This is a genomic window from Mycobacterium sp. NPDC004974 (genome assembly GCF_053600815.1).
The window spans coordinates 237,737-255,869 of the sequence record NZ_JBSGAQ010000007.1; the positions used below are offsets into that span (position 1 = coordinate 237,737).

Genomic DNA, 18,133 nt, shown 5'->3' on the forward strand with positions numbered 1-18,133 from the left:
CCTGCCACCTACCCGGAAAGGTTGAAGTTGCCGGACGCGCCGTATACGGCCAGGGAGATGAAGAGCGTGATGGTGACGACGACGATCAGTGAGGTGCGCACGGCCTGACCGACCGCAATGCCCACACCAACCGGACCGCCGGATGCGTTGTAGCCGTAATAGGTATGCACGAGCATCACCGCGATCGCCATCACGATCGCCTGCAGGAACGACCAGAGCAGGTCGCTGGGTATCAGGAACGTATTGAAGTAGTGGTCGTACAGACCCGCCGACTGACCGTTGATGAACACCGTGGTGAACCGCGCGGCGAAGAACGCGGCCAGCACTGACAGCGAGTACAGCGGCACGATCGCGATCAGGCCGGCCAGCAGTCGGGTCGAGACCAGATAGGACACCGCATGGACCGCCATCGCTTCGACGGCGTCGATCTCCTCGGCCACCCGCATCGCGCCGAGCTGAGCGGTGGCGCCCGCGCCGATCGTGGCGGCCAGGGCGATACCGGCGATCACCGGTGCCACGATGCGCACGTTGAGGAACGCCGACAGGAAGCCGGTCAGGGCCTCGATGCCGATGTTGCCGAGCGACGAGTAACCCTGCACCGCGATCACGCCGCCGGAGGCCAGGGTGAGGAACGCCGCAACACCGACGGTTCCGCCGATCATGACCAGGGCGCCTGCGCCCATGGTCATCTCGGCTACCAGCCGGATGGTCTCCTTGCGGTAGCGGTTGACCGCGTTGGGCAGGTACCGCATGGTCTCGCCGTAGAACAGTGCCTGCTCGCCGATGTTGTCGACGGTCTTGGGCACACTGCGGAACAGCCGCCTGAAGCGGAGGGTGGCGTCATAGCTCATCGCACAAGCACCCGGACCCCGATAGCCGTCATGATCACGTTGATCACGAACAGGCAGATGAATGCGTAGACCACCGTTTCGTTCACTGCGTTACCGACACCCTTCGGGCCTCCTTTGACGGTCAACCCGCGGTAGCAGCCGACCAGGCCGGCCACCACGCCGAACAGCAGTGCCTTGATTTCGGCCAACACGAGCTCGCCGAGCCCGGTCAGCACGGTCAGGCCGTTGATGAACGCGCCGGGGTTCACCCCCTGGAGAAATACCGAGAAGGCGTAGCCGCCGGCGATGCCGATCGCACAGACCAGGCCGTTGAGCAACAGCGCGACGAACATCGACGCCAGCACGCGGGGGACGACGAGTCGTTGGATCGGATCGATGCCAAGCACCCGCATGGCGTCGATCTCTTCGCGGATGGTCCGGGCGCCCAGGTCGGCGCAGATCGCCGTGGCGCCTGCACCGGCCACCACCAGCACGGTCACCACCGGGCCGAGCTGGGTGATGGTGCCGAAGGCGGTGCCCGCGCCGGACAGGTCGGCAGCACCGATCTCGCGAAGGAGGATGTTGAGCGTAAACGCGACCAGGACCGTGAACGGGATGGCGACCAGCAGGGTCGGCACGAGCGAGACCCGGGCGATCATCCAGGTCTGATCCAGGAACTCCCTGAACTGGAACGGTCGACGGAACATCTTGGCGAAGGTGTCCAAGGACATCTCGACGAAGCCGCCCACGGCCCGGGCCGGAACCGCAAGCTGTTCGATCAACCTGGGCTCCGTTCTCGGGGTACTCGGATGGGGGAAAATTTTGCGGAAACTCGCGTTAGCGAAAAATTGACGGCCACATGTCGTGGCTGCCCTCCCACCCCTTGGTCTTATTGCGCTCTTAGTGAGCCGGATCATATTAACTAGAACATGTTCGCACTGTCAAAGAATTCAAATTATTAGCTTCAACAGCGGTTTTCCCAGCTCAGGACACGTTAGATGTACTAGCAACTAGAACTTGTTCCAGTTGCGTTAAACCACCCTCAACGAGACCGTCAGTCTCGTGAGGCCATCAGTTCGGTGGCCGAGAATCCACGTCCCAGGTCACGATCAGCAAAGTAATCGTGCAGTGTCCCGCTGAGGTCTGCCGGGTTCCAGGCATCGGAGTCCGCAGTGAAGTGCTTCTCCGCTGTGGGCGGCGCGACCAACGTGACAGTTGGACCATAGACGATGAACAGCTGAGCGTTGACGGCTTCGGACGCAGGCGAGGCCAGGAATCGGACCAGTGTGACGACGTGGTCGGTCGACAGGGGGTCGACCTGGCCGTCGGCCGCCTCGGGCGCGTCGCCGAAGACGCCGGCGGTCATGGCCGTGCGGGCCCGCGGCGCGATCGCGTTGGCCCGTACGCCGAAGCGCTCCAGGGCCCGGGCCGCCGACACCGTCAGCGCGGTGATGCCCGCCTTGGCGGCACCGTAGTTGGGCTGGCCGACCGGACCCGAGAGTCCGGCCTCCGACGAGGTGTTGATGATCCGGCCGTAGACGGTGCCATCCCCCGCCTTGGCCTTGTTGCGCCAGTAGACCGCGGCATTGCGGGTCAGCAGGAAGTGGCCGCGCAGGTGCACGGCAATGACCGCGTCCCACTCCTCGTCGCTCATGTTGAACAGGATCCGGTCACGGGTGATGCCCGCGTTGTTGACGACGATGCTCAGGCCACCCAGACCGTCGGCGGTCGCGACCAGCTCGTCGGCGGTCGAGCGCTGGCTGATGTCCCCCGCCACCGCGACACCCTTGGAGCCGGCGGCCGCGATCTCGTCGAGGACGTCAGAGGCATCCAGCGCACCGGCCATGTCGTTGACCACCACGGTCGCCCCGGCCTTCGCCAGGCCGATGGCTTCGGCACGGCCCAAGCCCGCAGCCGCGCCGGTGACCACGGCAACTTTTCCGGACAGATCGATCTGAGCGTCGTCGGTCATTTATGAATACCTCTAGTCTTTTCGGATCAGGGCTGCACGGGGGCATTCGGCGATGGACTGCTCGGCCAGATCCTCCTGGTCGGCAGGCACCGGATCGGACTTGACCACGGCATAGTCGTCGTCGTCAAGATCGAACAAATCAGGGGCAATACCCACGCAGACCGCATTGCCTTCGCAGCGATCACGGTCAACTTCTACTCGCATGGCGACCTCCTCACGACGTGCGCGCGCACGGGGCTGCGTGCGTGCAGCCACAGAATACGACCACACCTGACTGATACCCGTCAGGCACCGGCCTGGATCCTAAGACTAGAACGTGTTACAACGAGGTAAGAACTCAGGTCTCTCAAGCAGTAAGGATGCAGCGGAATGCGGATCGGTTACACCCCCGAGCAGGAGGAGCTGCGCCGCGAATTGCGCGCATACTTCTCCAAGTTGATGACGCCCGAGCGGGTAGAGGCACTCAGCTCGTCCGAGGGCGAGATGGGACGCGGCAACGTCTACCGCGAGACCGTCTCCCAACTGGCGCAGGACGGCTGGCTGACGCTGAACTGGCCGAAGGAGTACGGCGGTCAGGGTCGCTCCCCGATGGAGTCGCTGATCTTCGCCGACGAGGCCGCCATCGCGGGCGTACCGGTGCCGTTCCTGACCCTCAACAGCGTGGCGCCGACCATCATGGCGTTCGGCAGCGAGGAACAGAAGAAGTTCTTCCTGCCCAAGATCGCCTCCGGCGAGCTGCACTTCGCCATCGGCTACTCCGAGCCCGGCGCAGGCACCGACCTGGCGGCGCTGCGCACCACCGCGGTGCGCGACGGTGACGACTACGTCATCAACGGCCAGAAGATGTGGACCAGCCTGATCGCCTACGCGGATTACGTATGGCTGGCGGTGCGCACCAATCCCGAGGCCAAGAAGCACCGCGGCATCTCGATGCTGATCGTGCCGACCACGGCCGAAGGTTTCTCCTGGACACCGGTGCACACCATGTCCGGTGTGGACACCAGCGCCACCTACTACCAGGACGTGCGCGTCCCGGTGACCAGTCTGGTCGGCGAGGAGAACGCCGGCTGGAAGCTGGTGACCAACCAGCTCAACCACGAGCGCGTCGCGCTGGTGTCGTCGCAGCCGATCTATGTTGCGCTGGACGGGGTCCGGGAGTGGGCGCAGAACACCAAGGACGTGCACGGCAAGCGGCTGATCGACTCCGAGTGGGTTCAGCTCAATCTGGCCCGGGTGCACGCCAAGGCCGAGGTGCTCAAGCTGATCAACTGGAAACTGTCTTCGGCTACCGAGGCCCCGTCCCCGGCGGATGCGTCGGCGGCCAAGGTGTACGGCACCGAGCTGGCCACCGAGGCCTACCGCCTGCTGATGGAGGTGCTGGGCACATCGGCCACGCTGCGCCCGGACAGCAAGGGCGCGCTGCTGCGCGGCCGCGTCGAGCGGTTCCACCGCTCGGCGCTGATCCTGACCTTCGGCGGCGGCACCAACGAGATTCAGCGTGACATCATCGGCATGGTCGCGCTCGGCCTGCCCCGAGTGAACCGGTAAGGACGGCACACCAATGGATTTCAAGACGACCGAAGCGGCCGCCGATCTGGGTGGCCTGGTGCGCACCATCACCGAGTCGGTGTGCACCCCCGAACGCCAGCGTGAGCTCGACGCGCTGGAGCAGCGTTTCGACGCGGATCTGTGGGCCAAGCTGGCCGAAGCCGACGTGCTGTCGGCCGCGGCGCCGGAGTCGGTGGGCGGCGGTGGATTCGGCGTGCTCGAGCAGGCCGCCGTGCTGACCGCGCTGGGCCGCCAGTTGGCCGCCGTGCCGTACCTGGATTCGGTGGTGCTCGGCGCCGGCGCGCTGGCCGCGTTCGGGTCCGAGGATCTGCGTACCGGGTGGGCGGCACCGGCCGTGGCGGGCGACAAGATCCTGGCGGTGGCCCTGGACGGCGAGATGGGCCAGGGACCGGTTCAGGCTCAGGCCGACGGTTCGGGCTACCGGCTCACCGGCACCCGCACCCAGGTGAGCTACGGACCGATCGCGGACGCGTTCCTGGTGCCGGCCGAAACCGATTCCGGGGTCAGCGTTTTCCTGGTTTCCGGCGATGATCCGGGCGTGACGGTCAGCGTGCTGAGCACCACCGGCAAGGGCAGCGTCGCTCATCTGGAGCTGCAGGGCACCACGGTGGACGCCGCCCGCGTCGTCGGCGGCGCCGATGTTGCTCAGTGGCTGACCACGCATGCGGCGTTGGGCCGCAGCGCCTTCCAGCTCGGCGTGCTGGAGCGGGCACTGGAGCTGACATCCGAATACGCCCGCGAGCGCGAGCAGTTCGACCGGCCGATCGGCAGCTTCCAGGCGGTCTCGTCGCGGCTGGCCGACGGCTACATCGACATCCAGGGCCTGCGCCTGACGCTGACCCAGGCTGCCTGGCGACTGTCGGAGGATCTGCCCGCCGACATCGATGTCGCCAGTGCGGCGTTCTGGGCCGCCGAGGCCGGGCATCGCGTCGCACACACCACGGTGCACGTGCACGGCGGGGTCGGTATCGACATGGATCACCCGATCCATCGGTACTTCCTGACCGCCAAGCAGACCGAGTTCGGTCTCGGTGGGGCGACCGGGCAGTTGCTGCGCATCGGCCGCGAACTCGCGGACACCCCGGTCTAGGGATGGGGGGTCCAACCGCCAGGCCGACCGTCACCGAGCTGCTGGTCCCGCTGGCCGAGGTCACCGATCGTGGCCTTTACCAAGAGGATTCGTTCGTCAGCTGGGCCGACCACATCGCTGCCGGTGCACAACTGGCCGCGGCGCTGCGGGCACGGTTGGACCCCACCAAACCCCCGCACGTCGGGGCGCTACTCGGCAACACCACGTTCTTCTCCAGCCTGCTGGTGGCCGCGGGCCTGAACGGGCTGGTACCCGTCGGGCTCAACCAGACCCGCCGCGGTGAGGCACTCGCCCGCGACATCGCCAAGGCCGATTGTCAGCTGGTGCTGACCGACAATCCCGACGCGGTCCCGCCCGGGGTGGATTTCATCGATGTCGAATCCGCCGACTGGGCAGCCGAACTCGCGTCGTATCGGGACACCCCGGTGACGTTCGCCGAGTTGTCGGCCGACGACCTGTTCATGCTCATCTTCACCTCGGGAACCAGCGGCGACCCCAAGGCCGTTCGGGTCACCCACGACAAGGTGGCGTTTCCCGGCTGGATGCTGGCCGACCGATTCGGATTGGGTCCGGCCGACACCGTGTACCTGTCGATGCCACTGTTCCACTCCAACGCGATCATGGCCGGCTGGGCCGTCGCCGCCGCGGCCGGCGCGTCGATCGCGTTGCGGCGCAAGTTCTCCGCATCCGGTTTCATGCCCGACATCCGGCGCTACGGCGCCACCTACGCCAACTACGTCGGCAAGCCGCTGTCCTACATCCTGGCCACCGAACCGGCCCCCGACGATGCCGACAATCCGCTACGAATCCTCTACGGCAACGAGGGCGCGCAGCGGGATATCGGCCGGTTCGCCGAGCGGTTCGGGGTGACCGTGGTCGACGGATTCGGTTCCAGCGAGGGCGGTGTCGCGATCGCCCGCACCCCCGACACCCCCGAAGGCGCCCTCGGCCCGCTCACCGACCAGGTGGCGATCGTCGATGTGGACACCGGCGAGCCGTGCCCGCCCGGGGTGGTCGGCGAGTTGGTGAACCCGACCGGCGCGGGCTGGTTCCGCGGCTACTACAACGATCCCGACGCCGAGGCGGACCGGATGACCGGCGGCGTCTACCACACCGGAGACCTGGCCTACGTCGACGAGAACGGCTACGCGCACTTCGCCGGGCGCCTCGGCGACTGGATGCGGGTCGACGGCGAGAACTTGGGAACCGCGCCGATCGAACGGATCCTGTTGCGCCACCCCGATGTCGCCGAGGTGGCGGTGTATCCGATTCCTGACCCCGATGTGGGCGATCAGGTGATGGCCGCGCTGGTGCTGGCCGGGGATGCGGTGTTCAACGCAGGCAAGTTCCGGGCATTCCTGGCCGAGCAATCCGATCTGGGACCCAAGCAGTGGCCGTCGTATGTCCGGATCGGCCCCGCGTTGCCACGTACCGAGACGTTCAAGGTGATCAAGCGGCAGTTGACCGCCGAGGGCACCGAGTGCGCCGACCCGGTCTGGCCCATCTCCCGCTAACCACGCACCACGCAGCGGGTGCCGCTGTACACCGTCGGCATGCATTTCATGCAGTGCACACACAGCCCGGCGGCCGCCGTGCCGTCTTGAAACCGGTTGACCAGAGCGGGATCTCGCAGCAGCGCCCGGGCCATCGCGACGAACTCGAAGCTCTCGTCGAGTGCCGTCTGCACAGTGGCCAGCTCATTGATGCCGCCCAACAGGATGAGCGGCATGGTCAGCGCCTCACGGAACTGGCGAGCCAGCGGCAGGAAGAACGCCTCTTCGAAGGGATAGGTCTTGAACAGCCGCGGTCCGAGCACCCGCAGGCCCAACCCCACCACTGTGGGCTGGGAGGCGATGAACTCGTCGAGCGGTACATCGCCGCGGAAGTAGTACATCGGGTTCTGCAGGGAGCTGCCACCGGTCAGTTGCAGGGCGTCCAGATGCCCGTCGGCCTGCAACAGCTTCGCAGTGGGCAGGCTGCCGGTGAGCCAGAAGCCGCGGCGCACACCGTCGTCCATGTTGAATTTCGCGGTTACCGCGATGGACTCGCCGACCTCGGCGCGGACCCGCTCGGCGACGCGGCGGGCCAGTTCTGCGCGTCCGGCGGTGCTGCCGCCGTACTCGTCGCGGCGTTTGTTGAGGTTGGGGCTGAAGAACGAACTCAGCAGGTAGCCGTGGCCCATGTGGATCTCGACAGCGTCGAACCCCGCCTCGACAGCGTTGCGGGCGGCCACGCCGAACTGGTCGACCACGGTGTCGAGCTGTTCCGGTGTGGCCGCCTTCACCAGCCCCATTGCCGGCGCACTGACCCGGGTACTCGGTGCGAGCGAGCGCGCGCGGTTGGACAGCGTATTGGCGACCAGACCTGCGTGTCCGATCTGGGCACAGACCAGTGCCTTCTCCCGGTGCACCGCTTCGGTGAGCCGCCGCAGCGCGGGCACCGTCTCGACGTTGAGGACGACGGTGTCGCGATGCACCCGGCCGCCGGGCGAGATCGCGCAGTAGGCGACGGTGGTCATCGCCGCGCCGCCGCGGGCCACCTCGGTGTGGAAGTCGATCAGGTCATCGGTTACCTGGCCGCGGGGCATGACGCCCTCGAACGTCGCGGCCTTGATAAACCTGTTCTTGAGGGTCAACGGCCCCAGCCGCATCGGTGTGAACGGTTTCGATACCATTGGCATCGAAATATACCAGCCACGCGGGAGACGGATCATGCATATCGCAGTAACCGGGGGCACCGGCTATCTCGGGGCCTACACCGTTCGAGGCCTGCTGGAGGCGGGCCACCGGATCCGCCTGCTCGTCGCACCCGGTTGCGGAGGCGACGAAGTCATCGGCCACCTCGCCGCACTCGGTGAGATGGCTGTGCTCGAGGGCGACATCCGAGACAGCGATACGGTCGGGCGGCTGCTGTCGGGCTGCGACGCCCTGATCCACGCCGCGGGCATCGTCGGCACCGACCGGCGTCGCGAACGCCTGATGTGGGAGATCAACGCGCACGCCACCGAGGCCGTGCTGAACCGCGCCGTCGAGGCCGGGCTCGATCCCATCGTCTCGGTCAGCAGCTACAGCTCACTGTTCCCACCGCCGAACGGGGTGATCTCCGCCGACACCCCGCCGGCGCCGGGCCGCAGCCCCTACGCCCAGACCAAGGCCTATGCCGATCGGGTGGCCCGACGACTGCAAGATGCCGGGGCCCCGGTCGTGGTCACCTACCCGTCGAGCGTGGTGGGCCCGGCCTACTTCACCGCCGCCGGGGTCACCGAGCGGGGGTGGGCGCCGATCGTCAAAGCCGGTCTGGCGCCCCGGATGACCGGCGGCATGCAGATGATCGGCGTGCGTGATGTCGCGCTGGTGCACGAGCGGCTGATGATGCCGGGACGCGGACCCAAGCGTTATGTGTGCGGCGGCGTGATGGTGTCGTTCAACGAGATGATCGATGTGCTTGAACGAGGCGCCGGGCGCAAGATCCGACGAATCCCGCTGCCGGGGAGCGTTTTCCGCGGCATCGGCTGGTGCTCGGATCTGCTCGGCGGGGTGCTGCCGCTCGGTGACGGGATCAGCCACGAAGCGGCGCTGCTGCTGACCGCAGCCACCCCCACCGACGACAGGAGCACACTCGCCGATCTGGGTATCGAGGCGTGGCGTTCGCCGCAGGAAGCCATCTTGGCCTCATTCGGCCGGTGAGACACCCAGGGCCCGGCTGAGCAACCGCACCAGCTGCTGCTGGAGTTCGGGCGAATCGTCGTCGGTCGCCACCGTGGTGGTGAACAGCGCCGCCCCGGCCGCCATCGACAGCGCAGCCCTGGCTTCGGACTCCGATCCGTATCCCCTGTCAGCGAACATCTCGATAGCCGGCCCACTGAACCCGTCCCACAGCGCCTTGCGCAGCGCGGCGTTCTCCCGCAGCGCCAGCAGCAACCCGGGCACCGCCGCACTGACATCGGGACGGACGAACAGCTGATGACTGCCGCGCACCACCCAGTCGATCCAGCCGGCCAAATCGGTACCGGAAAACGGTGACATATCGGGTGATTCGCCGAGTATCGCGTGCAGCACCAATTCGGCTTTCGACGCCCACCGCCGGTTCAGGCTGGACCTGCCCACCCCGCAGCGCGCCGCGACCAACCGAACGCTCAAGTCGTCCCAGCCCACCTCGACCAGCAGCTCACGCGTGGCCGCAAGCACCCGCTCGTCGATCGACGTGTCGCGTGGTCGCCCGGCCATTCCCCGATTCAACCGCATGGTCGCGCGGGTAGCGTCGGGGGCGTGGGCTACCGCGAACAGGATCCGCCGCCGCGCCTGCGCGAACTCGTGGAGCGCCGGTGGGTCCGTACCGGGCCGGCCGAACCCGGCCGGATTCTGCCCGACGGGTGCATGGACCTGATCCAGATGGACGACACGATCGTCGTCGCCGGCCCCGACACCACGGCGTTCATCGCCGCGGGCGGCAGAAATCCATTGCAGGGGTTGCGGTTTCGGCCGGGGGCCCTGCCTCGCCTGCTCGGCGTCCCGGCGTCCGAACTGTGCGACACCCGGGTCGACCTGCGGGAACTGCACAGCATCGACCAGGGCGGCACACTCGAAGAGATTGCCGAAACGCTGGCATCCCAACCGCCCCGAGGCGAGACCGCGCCGTGGCCGCTGCCGGCGCTTCACGACATCACGCGCCGGCTGGCGGCCGGCGAATCGGTCACCGCGGCAGCACGCCACGTCGGCTGGTCGAACCGGACGGTGCAGCGGCAGTGCGCGGCCGTCTACGGCTACGGGCCGGCGACGCTGCGCCGCATTCTCCGGTTCCGTCGCGCGGTCAGGCTGATCGGCACCGGTCTGAGCGCCGGCACGGTCGCGGCACAGGCCGGGTATGCCGACCAGCCACACCTGCACCGCGAGGTCCGCGCCCTGGCCGGGGTCGGATTAGCCCAGCTCCGTCAGCTTCCCAACGCCGCGAACAGGTCCACCGAGGTCCCGTCGGGATCTTCGACGGTGGCATAGCGCTGCCCCCAGGGCGCGTCGAACGGTTTGAGCGTTCCCGGGTACCCGGCACCGGTGAGCCGCTCGTAGAGCTCGTCGACGTCGGCGGGAGCGTCGAGCCCGAAGGCCAACGCAACCCGTCCGGCCCCGGTCGGAGGTGTCCAGCCGGGATGCATTCCGGCGATCACCTCCTCGGTGTCGAACGCGAGCCGGCTTCCGCCGGGCAACGCCACCTCGACGTGCGGCCCGTCCGGCTGGGGAACCGCCAGTCCGAGGAGCCGGTAGAAGTCCAGGGATCGGGGCAGGTCTCCGGTGACGATCTCGATGACGACCGAGTTCAGGTTCAACGACATACCCGCAGGTTAGAACGCAGGACCACCGTGAGTCGTGAACAGATCGGACAAGCTGTGCCTTTGTCGGACCGCCGGTACCGAGTAGGTTGGGCCTGACTGTTAGTTACTTGCCAGTAGGGAGTCCCCGATGCCCGCTCCGTCCGCCGCCGAGTTCGCCCGCCTGCGCGCGCTCGTCGCCATCGACGACGTCGAAGCCCGGCAGTCCAAGCCGATCGATGAGGTGTTCACCGGCAAGGAGCTGACCACCATCCCGGTCGGCACCGCCGAGGACGTGACTGCGGCCTTCGCCAAAGCCCGCGCCGCGCAGGCACAGTGGGCGCAGCGCCCGGTCAAGGAGCGCGCGGCCATCATCAAGCGCTTCGGCGCACTGCTGGCCGAGAATCGCGACTTCCTGATGGATGTGGCCCAGGCGGAAACCGGCAAGGCCCGCTCAGCCGCGCAGGAAGAGATCGTCGACATGATCTTGAACGCGGGCTACTACGCCCGCGAGGCGTCCCGGCTGCTGTCCACGAAGCGGGTGCAGGGTCTACTGCCGGGATTCGTCAAGACCGTGGTCAACCACCACCCCAAGGGCGTCATCGGCGTGATCTCGCCCTGGAATTACCCGATGACCCTGTCGATCTCGGACTCGATCCCGGCCCTGCTCGCCGGGAATGCGGTGGTGGTCAAGCCGGACAGCCAGACCCCGTACTGCACGCTGGCCAACGCCGAACTGCTGTATCAGGCCGGGCTGCCGCGCGACCTGTTCGCGGTCGTGCCCGGGCCGGGCTCGGTGGTCGGTACCGCGATCGTCGAGAACTGCGACTACATGATGTTCACCGGTTCGACGGCCACCGGGCGGGCACTCGCCGAGCAGTGCGGCCGCCGGTTGATCGGGTTCTCCGCCGAACTCGGCGGCAAGAACCCGATGATCGTCACCAAGGGCGCCAACCTCAAGGTGGCCGCCAAGGCCGCCACCCGCGCCTGCTTCTCGAATGCCGGTCAGCTGTGCATCTCGATCGAACGGATCTACGTCGAGAAAGACGTCGCCGACGAGTTCACCGCCAAGTTCGCCGAGCAGGTCCGCAACATGAACCTGTCGGCGGCCTACGACTTCACCGCCGACATGGGCAGCCTGATCTCCGAAGATCAGATCAAGACGGTGTCCGGTCATGTCGATGATGCGAAGGCCAAGGGCGCCACGGTGGTTGCCGGCGGCAATGCGCGTCCCGACATCGGCCCGCTGTTCTTCGAGCCGACCGTGCTGACCGCTGTCACCGACGAGATGGAATGCGCGCGCAACGAGACCTTCGGCCCGCTGGTGTCGATCTACCCGGTCGACTCCGTTGCCGAGGCCGTCGAGAAGGCCAACGACACCGAGTACGGCCTCAACGCCAGTGTGTGGGCCGGATCGAAGTCCGAGGGTGAGGCGATCGCTGCCCGGATCAATTCCGGCACGGTCAATGTCGACGAGGGCTACGCCCTGGCGTTCGGCAGCACCGCGGCCCCGATGGGCGGTATGAAGGCCTCCGGTGTCGGACGCCGCCACGGCGCCGACGGGATCCTCAAGTACACGGAATCCCAGACCGTCTCCACCGCGCGGGTGATGAACCTCGATCCGCCGCTGGGGATCTCGCAGACGGTGTGGCAGAAGGCGCTCACCCCGATGATCCGGGCGCTGCAGAAGCTGCCCGGTCGCTAGACGACGCCGGTGCTCAGGCGACAGTTCTTCCGGTCCGGCGCGGCCGTGATCGGTGCGGCCCTGGCGGCGGGGTGCACCGAACCCGCCCGCCAGGAGAGTGACCCCGCCGGCGGGGATCAACGCACCTGGCGGATGCCCGACGAGGGCGACCCGCACAAACGGACCTGGATGGCTTTCGGCGCGAGCGAGGCGATCTGGGGTGCCCCGCTGCTGCCCGAGGTACGCCGCAACCTGGGGACGATCGCCCGGACGATCGCACAGTTCGAGCCGGTCACCATGCTGGTCCGCGCCGAGGACCGCGATCTGGCACGCGAGATTGTCGGGCCCACTGTGGAATTGGTGGAGGCACCGCTCGACGATCTGTGGATGCGGGATACCGGACCGGTGTTCGTGAAGGGCAACGGGACAAAGGCCGGCGTCAACTTCAACTTCAACGGCTGGGGCGAGAAGCAGGACTTCGATCACGACGCCGATGTTGCCGACTTCGTGGCGGCCCGGGCCGGTGTCGAGGCGCTACCCACCGACCTCGTCCTCGAGGGCGGTGGCATCGAGGTGGACGGCGACGGCACCGCACTGATCACGGAGAGTTGCGTGCTCAATGCGAACCGGAACCCACGATGGTCGAAAGCCGATGTCGAGGACGAGCTACGGCCGCTGCTCGGGCTCGACAAGATCATCTGGCTGCCCGGCATCGCGGGCAAGGACATCACCGACGGCCACACCGACTTCTATGCGCGCTTCGCCCGGCCCGGGGTGGTCGTTGCCGGATTCGATCCGGACCCGGCATCCTGGGACCACGACGTGACCGCACGCCATCTCGACATCCTCAGGCAAGCGACCGACGCGAAAGGCCGGCCACTCGACGTCGTGGTCATCGATGGCCCCGATACGGTCCGGCCGGAGTTCGAATCCGACGACTTCGCGGCCGGCTACATCAACTTCTACGTCTGCAACGGCGGTGTGATCGCCCCTGAATTCGGCGATCCGGAAGCCGACACCGCGGCCAGGCAGAAATTGGAGCAGCTCTTCCCCGACCGCCGTGTCGTGCAGATCAACATCGACGGCATCGCGGCCGGCGGCGGCGGCATCCACTGCACCACGCAACAGGAGCCTGCCGACTAGGTCAGGGCAACCGGCGGTACACCTCGAACGCCAGGCACAGTTCGGCGATGTCCCGCGGCCGGTTCAGGGACTTGCCGGTGTGTTCCTCGATGCGGTGCAAGCGGTGCCGCGCGGTGTTGGGGTGGACGAAGAGCCTGGCTGCGGTCTCGTTCGTGGAGCCGCCGGCGTCCAGCCATGCCTCGAACGTCTCGGTCAGCGTGGCCCGTTCTTCAGGGGGCAGGCCGTCGAGCGCGCCGAGCATGTCGCGGCTGATCCGCTGCATGACGTCAGGGGCGGCGACCGCCGCCACGGCCAGCGGCGAATCGTCGAAAACCCGGACCAGGCCGTCGTCGGAAACCTTGCCTGCGATCGCCAGTCGGGCGAACCGCAACGCCTCCCCCGTCTCGGACAGGTCGCGGAACGACGGGCTCACGCCGACCCGTGCCGACGCCAGCCCCCGCAGCACCTCCAGCAGGTCCTCGTGTGCCGACGGCCTGCGCAGATGAACGATGCCCACCTGCAGATCCGGCAACAGCCTCCAGGCCGATTTGATGTCGCGGGCGTCCAGGCGATTCTCGATCTCGGGCAATCCGGTCCGGCCGATACTCGGAACCTGCGCCGCCACAACGACATACGGCCCGGCCGTAGGAAGGCGCAGGATGTCGGCGGCATCCCACAGATTCTGGGTGTCGGTGATCCGGCCCATGAGGATCGCCTCGACCAACGCCGAGCGCTCCTCTTCCTTGCCGAGCACCTGCTGGGCGAGCTCCTGTCGGTAGGCCCCGGTCATCGCCTGGGTGAAGGTCTCCTGCGCGATGAGGATCTGGGATGCGGCGGCCAAGATGGACTCCGCGGGTATGCCGAGCTTCTTCGCCTCGGCCAGTGACGTCTCCCAGATGAAACGGAAGCCCACCCGGTAGGCCGACATCACCGCGACGAGCGGCACGCCGGCGACGGCGCGCTGCACGCCTACGTCCTCGGCGGCGGATACGTCGGCATCACCGTCACCTGTGAGCGCTTCCAACATGTAGGACATCTGCAACAGGCAACTGCGGTGCAGCTCGTCGGACGTCACTATCCCGGCGTTCGTGGCGTAGAAGCTGACTGCTTCACGGATTGCCTCGCCCATCGCGTCGGCCAGATCGTCGGCACGCGCGACCATGGTCTTGACGAGCAGCGCGATGTGCGGATCGAGCGGCACAACAGCCATAACGCCACGATAAGTCCGCCGGGCCCGGTGATGTGGGCGCTCACACCACAACGACCTCAACGTTGTGGCCGGCCCCATGGAGTTCACACCTCGCCGGCTCCACGCTTGATCTATCGGAAAACCGCCAGATCAACGGAGCCAGCCTTGTCCAACCTCAGCCTGAATCTCGTGGCCGCCGCGCAGCGGGTGCCACAACACCCCGCACTGCGGTGCGGGGAGACCACCGTGAGCTATGCCCAGTTCGCCAGTGCCGCTGCCCGGGTGGCCACCTTCCTCGACCGGGCCGGCATCGAACCTGGCGACCGGGTCGGCATCATGCTGCCGAACAGCCCGGCATTCGCGGTGATCTTCTACGGCATCATGAGCCGCGGCGCCGTCGCAGTGCCGATGAACCCACTGCTCAAAGCCCGCGAGATCGAGTTCTACCTGTCCAACACCGGCGCCAAGGCCTTGTTCGCGACACCGGCCTTCGCCGGGGAGGCGACCACGGGTGCCGTCGCGGCAGCGGCCACCGTCTGGCTGGTCGACGACGCTTCGCTGGCCGAACTGATCGAGGGCCTGCCCGAGCAGGCCGTCCCGGTTTCCCGCGAGGACGACGACACCGCGGTCGTCCTCCACACTTCGGGCACCACCGGAAAGCCCAAGGGCGCCGAACTGACCCACGGCGGGCTGCAGCGCAATGCCGAAGTCACGATGCGCACGCTGGTCCAGATCGGCCAAGACGACGTCATCATGGGCGCCCTGCCGCTGTTCCATGTGTTCGGCCTGACGTGCGGTCTGCAGTGCGCGGTCCTGGCCGGCGCGACTCTGGCCCTGATCCCGCGGTTCGACCCGGACGCTGTGATTCAGATGATCGAGCGCTTCGGCGTCACCGTCTTCGAAGGTGTGCCGACGATGTACTCGGCGCTACTCGCGGTGGCACCGGAGTACCCCGAGTCGGCCACCGCGACCCTACGGGTCTGCGCTTCCGGCGGCGCCGCACTACCGGTGCAGGTGCTGGCCGATTTCGAGAAGCGGTTCGGCTGCCAGGTTCTGGAGGGCTACGGACTGTCCGAGACCTCTCCGGTCGCGTGCTTCAACCATCCCGACAGGGTCCGCAAGGCGGGTTCGATCGGTACCCCGATCGAGGGTGTCGAGATGCGCGTCGTCGACGACGACGGGCGCGAGCTTCCTGCGGGTGAGGCCGGCGAAGTCCAGGTCCGCGGCCACAACGTCATGAAGGGCTACTGGAACCTGCCCGAGGCGACCGCCCAGGCGATCTCGGCCGACGGTTGGTTCTCCACCGGCGACATCGGCAAGACCGATTCCGACGGCCTGTTCTACATCGTCGATCGTAAGAAGCAGTTGATCATCCGCGGCGGGCTGAACATCTATCCGCGCGAGATCGAAGAGGTTCTCTACGAACACCCGGCGGTCGCCGAGGCCGCCGTCATCGGCATCCCGCACGACACCCTCGGCGAGGAAGTCGGTGCGGCCGTCGCCCTCAAGACCGGTGCCGAGGCCGAACCAGAGGAACTGCGCGACTTCGTCAAGCGACAGGTCGCCGCCTACAAGTACCCCCGCCGCGTCTGGATCGTCGATGCCCTTCCCAAGGGGCCCACCGGAAAGATCCAGCGCCGCGACATCACAGTCCCCGCCACTCCCGAAGAAAGCACACGATAGACATGCCCGAGAACACCCGATTCGACGAACTGGCAGCACCTCTGGACCTGCTGCTGATCAACTCGACCCGCAGCTTCGCCGGCCGGATGATGCCGAACGCATCGTGGGCTCGGATGGGCCGCAGCCTGGCCGGTAAGCCACGCACGGTGGTCGGTCACGTCGGCCTGCTGGCCCGGGAACTGGCCTCGATCGCCGCGGGCAACTCCGACCGCGCCCCGGCCCGCGCCGACAAGCGGTTCAGCGATCCGGCCTGGCAGGGCAATCCACTGATGCAGCGCACCATGCAGTCCTACCTGGCGGCCGCCGAGACCGCCGAAAAGCTTTTCGAGGCAGCCGATCTGGATTGGCGTGACCGCGACAAGATGCGTTTCGTGCTGGACAACCTGGTCGAGGGGATCTCCCCGAGCAACAACCCGGTGATGAGCCCGCTGGGCTGGAAGGCCCTGGTCGACACCGGCGGTCTGTCCGCGGTCCGTGGCCTCAAGGCGTTTGCCCGCGACATGTCCGCCAAACCGCGAGTTCCCGCGATGGTCGACCCGGACGCGTTCGCGGTCGGCGAGACGGTCGCGGTCACCAGCGGCGCCGTGGTGCTCAAGACCCGGATGTTCGAACTGATCCACTACACGCCGCAGACCCCGACCGTGCACAAGGTCCCGCTGCTGATGGTGCCGCCGGTGATCAACAAGTACTACATCATGGACATCGCTCCCGGCCGCAGCATGATCGAGTACTTCGTCGAGCAAGGCCATCAAGTCTTCACCATCTCGTGGCGCAACCCCTCTGCCCGGCACAAGGATTGGGGATTCGATGCCTACGGTTCCGCCATCATCGAGGCACTGGACGCGGTTCGCACGATTGCCGATACCGACAGCGCCCACCTCTTCGCGACCTGTTCGGGCGGAATCCTCGCTTCGATGGTGGCCGCGCACCTGAACGAGATCGGCGAGGGCGACAAGATCGCCGGGCTGACGTTGGGCGTGACCGTGCTCGACCAGGATCAGGCCGGCTTCGCGTCAGCTGCCATGAGCGAGCGCGCCGCCCACGCCGCCATCCGCGCATCGGAGCGGCAGGGCTACCTCGACGGCCGCGCGATGGCCGAGATGTTCGCGTGGCTGCGCCCCACCGACCTGGTGTGGCGGTACTGGGTGAACAACTACGTCCAGGGCCGCACCCCTGCCGCATTCGACGTGTTGTTCTGGAACGCCGACACCACCCGGATGACCGCCGCACTGCACCGGGACATGGTGTTGATGGGCGTGCACAATTCGCTGACGAAGCCGGGATCGGTCACCATGCTCGGCAGCAAGATCGACCTCGGCAAGATCACCAACGACGCCTACGTGATCGGCGGCCTCGCCGACCACATCTGCCCGTGGCAGGCCACCTACCGCAGTGCCCAGTTGCTCGGCAGCAAGGACAACACGTACGTGCTGTCCACCAGCGGACACATCGCGGCCCTCGTCAACCCGCCGGGCAATCCGAAGGCGACGTTCCGCGCCGGACCGGTCGACGAGACCGAGGCCAATGACTGGGCTGCCGACAACGATCCGCACAAAGACTCGTGGTGGCCGCACTATTCGGCCTGGCTGGCCGAGCGCAGCGGAGGACAGGTCGATGCACCACAGGCCCTCGGTGGGCCGGGCTTCCCGCCGCTGTGCCCCGCCCCTGGCACCTACGTCCACGAGAGCTGAC

General features: G+C 67.2%; 17 protein-coding genes. 9 read left to right on the forward strand and 8 right to left on the reverse strand.

Annotated features, from left to right (window positions below):
* Nucleotides 1–8: 8 nt before the first annotated feature.
* The 4 genes from ACWEFV_RS18390 to ACWEFV_RS18405 form a co-directional block, all read right to left on the reverse strand.
* Nucleotides 9–851 (reverse strand): ABC transporter permease, encoded by an 843-nt coding sequence (locus ACWEFV_RS18390; protein WP_135452328.1) that lies wholly within the window; start codon nucleotides 849–851, stop codon nucleotides 9–11.
* Complete coding sequence (locus tag ACWEFV_RS18395; RefSeq protein WP_135452326.1) at nucleotides 848–1,612, reverse strand: MlaE family ABC transporter permease; 765 nt, start codon at nucleotides 1,610–1,612, stop codon at nucleotides 848–850. The genes ACWEFV_RS18390 and ACWEFV_RS18395 overlap by 4 nt, the downstream gene beginning before the upstream one ends.
* A 272-nt stretch (nucleotides 1,613–1,884) precedes the next feature.
* Nucleotides 1,885–2,802 (reverse strand): 3-oxoacyl-ACP reductase, encoded by a 918-nt coding sequence (locus ACWEFV_RS18400; protein ID WP_135452324.1) that lies wholly within the window; start codon nucleotides 2,800–2,802, stop codon nucleotides 1,885–1,887.
* A 12-nt stretch (nucleotides 2,803–2,814) separates the two neighbouring features.
* Nucleotides 2,815–3,006 carry a ferredoxin gene (locus ACWEFV_RS18405; protein WP_036391771.1) on the reverse strand — a complete coding sequence of 64 codons (192 nt, stop codon included), beginning with the start codon at nucleotides 3,004–3,006 and terminating at the stop codon, nucleotides 2,815–2,817.
* A gap of 165 nt (nucleotides 3,007–3,171) precedes the next feature.
* Between ACWEFV_RS18405 and ACWEFV_RS18410 the strand changes: the two genes are divergently transcribed.
* Genes ACWEFV_RS18410 through fadD17 form a run of 3 tightly spaced genes read left to right on the forward strand, consistent with a single transcriptional unit; the run spans nucleotide 3,172 to nucleotide 6,975 of the window.
* On the forward strand, nucleotides 3,172–4,350 hold the full coding sequence (locus tag ACWEFV_RS18410) for an acyl-CoA dehydrogenase family protein (protein ID WP_135452322.1): 1,179 nt from the start codon (nucleotides 3,172–3,174) through the stop codon (nucleotides 4,348–4,350).
* 13 nt (nucleotides 4,351–4,363) lie between these two features.
* Entirely contained in the window at nucleotides 4,364–5,461 is a 1,098-nt protein-coding gene (locus ACWEFV_RS18415; protein WP_135452320.1) for an acyl-CoA dehydrogenase family protein, read from the forward strand.
* 2 nt (nucleotides 5,462–5,463) lie between these two features.
* Complete coding sequence (gene fadD17, locus ACWEFV_RS18420; RefSeq protein WP_450071191.1) at nucleotides 5,464–6,975, forward strand: long-chain-fatty-acid--CoA ligase FadD17; 1,512 nt, start codon at nucleotides 5,464–5,466, stop codon at nucleotides 6,973–6,975.
* Here the strand turns inward: fadD17 and ACWEFV_RS18425 are convergent.
* Entirely contained in the window at nucleotides 6,972–8,135 is a 1,164-nt protein-coding gene (locus ACWEFV_RS18425) for an NADH:flavin oxidoreductase (protein WP_450071238.1), read from the reverse strand. The genes fadD17 and ACWEFV_RS18425 overlap by 4 nt on opposite strands.
* A gap of 37 nt (nucleotides 8,136–8,172) precedes the next feature.
* On the opposite strand from ACWEFV_RS18425, the gene ACWEFV_RS18430 reads away from it, so the two are divergent.
* Entirely contained in the window at nucleotides 8,173–9,147 is a 975-nt protein-coding gene (locus ACWEFV_RS18430) for an NAD-dependent epimerase/dehydratase family protein (protein WP_450071192.1), read from the forward strand.
* Here ACWEFV_RS18430 and ACWEFV_RS18435 read toward each other — a convergent pair.
* Nucleotides 9,133–9,687 carry a helix-turn-helix domain-containing protein gene (locus tag ACWEFV_RS18435; RefSeq protein WP_450071193.1) on the reverse strand — a complete coding sequence of 185 codons (555 nt, stop codon included), beginning with the start codon at nucleotides 9,685–9,687 and terminating at the stop codon, nucleotides 9,133–9,135. The genes ACWEFV_RS18430 and ACWEFV_RS18435 overlap by 15 nt on opposite strands.
* A gap of 42 nt (nucleotides 9,688–9,729) precedes the next feature.
* Between ACWEFV_RS18435 and ACWEFV_RS18440 the strand changes: the two genes are divergently transcribed.
* Nucleotides 9,730–10,455, forward strand: a complete 726-nt coding sequence (locus ACWEFV_RS18440; protein ID WP_450071194.1) for a DUF6597 domain-containing transcriptional factor — start codon at nucleotides 9,730–9,732, stop codon at nucleotides 10,453–10,455.
* Here the strand turns inward: ACWEFV_RS18440 and ACWEFV_RS18445 are convergent.
* Entirely contained in the window at nucleotides 10,392–10,787 is a 396-nt protein-coding gene (locus tag ACWEFV_RS18445) for a VOC family protein (protein ID WP_135452309.1), read from the reverse strand. The genes ACWEFV_RS18440 and ACWEFV_RS18445 overlap by 64 nt on opposite strands.
* Nucleotides 10,788–10,914: 127 nt before the next feature.
* Here ACWEFV_RS18445 and ACWEFV_RS18450 point away from each other — a divergent pair, with 127 nt between their 5' ends.
* Together ACWEFV_RS18450 and ACWEFV_RS18455 are read left to right on the forward strand one after the other, a co-directional pair.
* Nucleotides 10,915–12,468, forward strand: coding sequence for a succinic semialdehyde dehydrogenase (locus ACWEFV_RS18450; RefSeq protein WP_450071195.1), 1,554 nt, complete (start codon nucleotides 10,915–10,917; stop codon nucleotides 12,466–12,468).
* Between the two features lie 60 nt (nucleotides 12,469–12,528).
* Entirely contained in the window at nucleotides 12,529–13,590 is a 1,062-nt protein-coding gene (locus ACWEFV_RS18455; RefSeq protein ID WP_450071239.1) for an agmatine deiminase family protein, read from the forward strand.
* 1 nt (nucleotide 13,591) lies between these two features.
* Here the strand turns inward: ACWEFV_RS18455 and ACWEFV_RS18460 are convergent, their stop codons facing one another.
* Nucleotides 13,592–14,779: a PucR family transcriptional regulator gene (locus ACWEFV_RS18460; RefSeq protein WP_450071196.1), complete on the reverse strand. Its 1,188-nt coding sequence runs from the start codon at nucleotides 14,777–14,779 to the stop codon at nucleotides 13,592–13,594.
* Between the two features lie 144 nt (nucleotides 14,780–14,923).
* On the opposite strand from ACWEFV_RS18460, the gene ACWEFV_RS18465 reads away from it, so the two are divergent.
* Nucleotides 14,924–16,441, forward strand: a complete 1,518-nt coding sequence (locus tag ACWEFV_RS18465) for a long-chain-fatty-acid--CoA ligase (protein WP_450071197.1) — start codon at nucleotides 14,924–14,926, stop codon at nucleotides 16,439–16,441.
* A gap of 2 nt (nucleotides 16,442–16,443) precedes the next feature.
* A complete protein-coding gene (locus ACWEFV_RS18470; protein ID WP_450071198.1) occupies nucleotides 16,444–18,132 on the forward strand; it encodes a PHA/PHB synthase family protein in 1,689 nt (562 codons plus the stop codon).
* Nucleotide 18,133 lies beyond the last annotated feature (1 nt).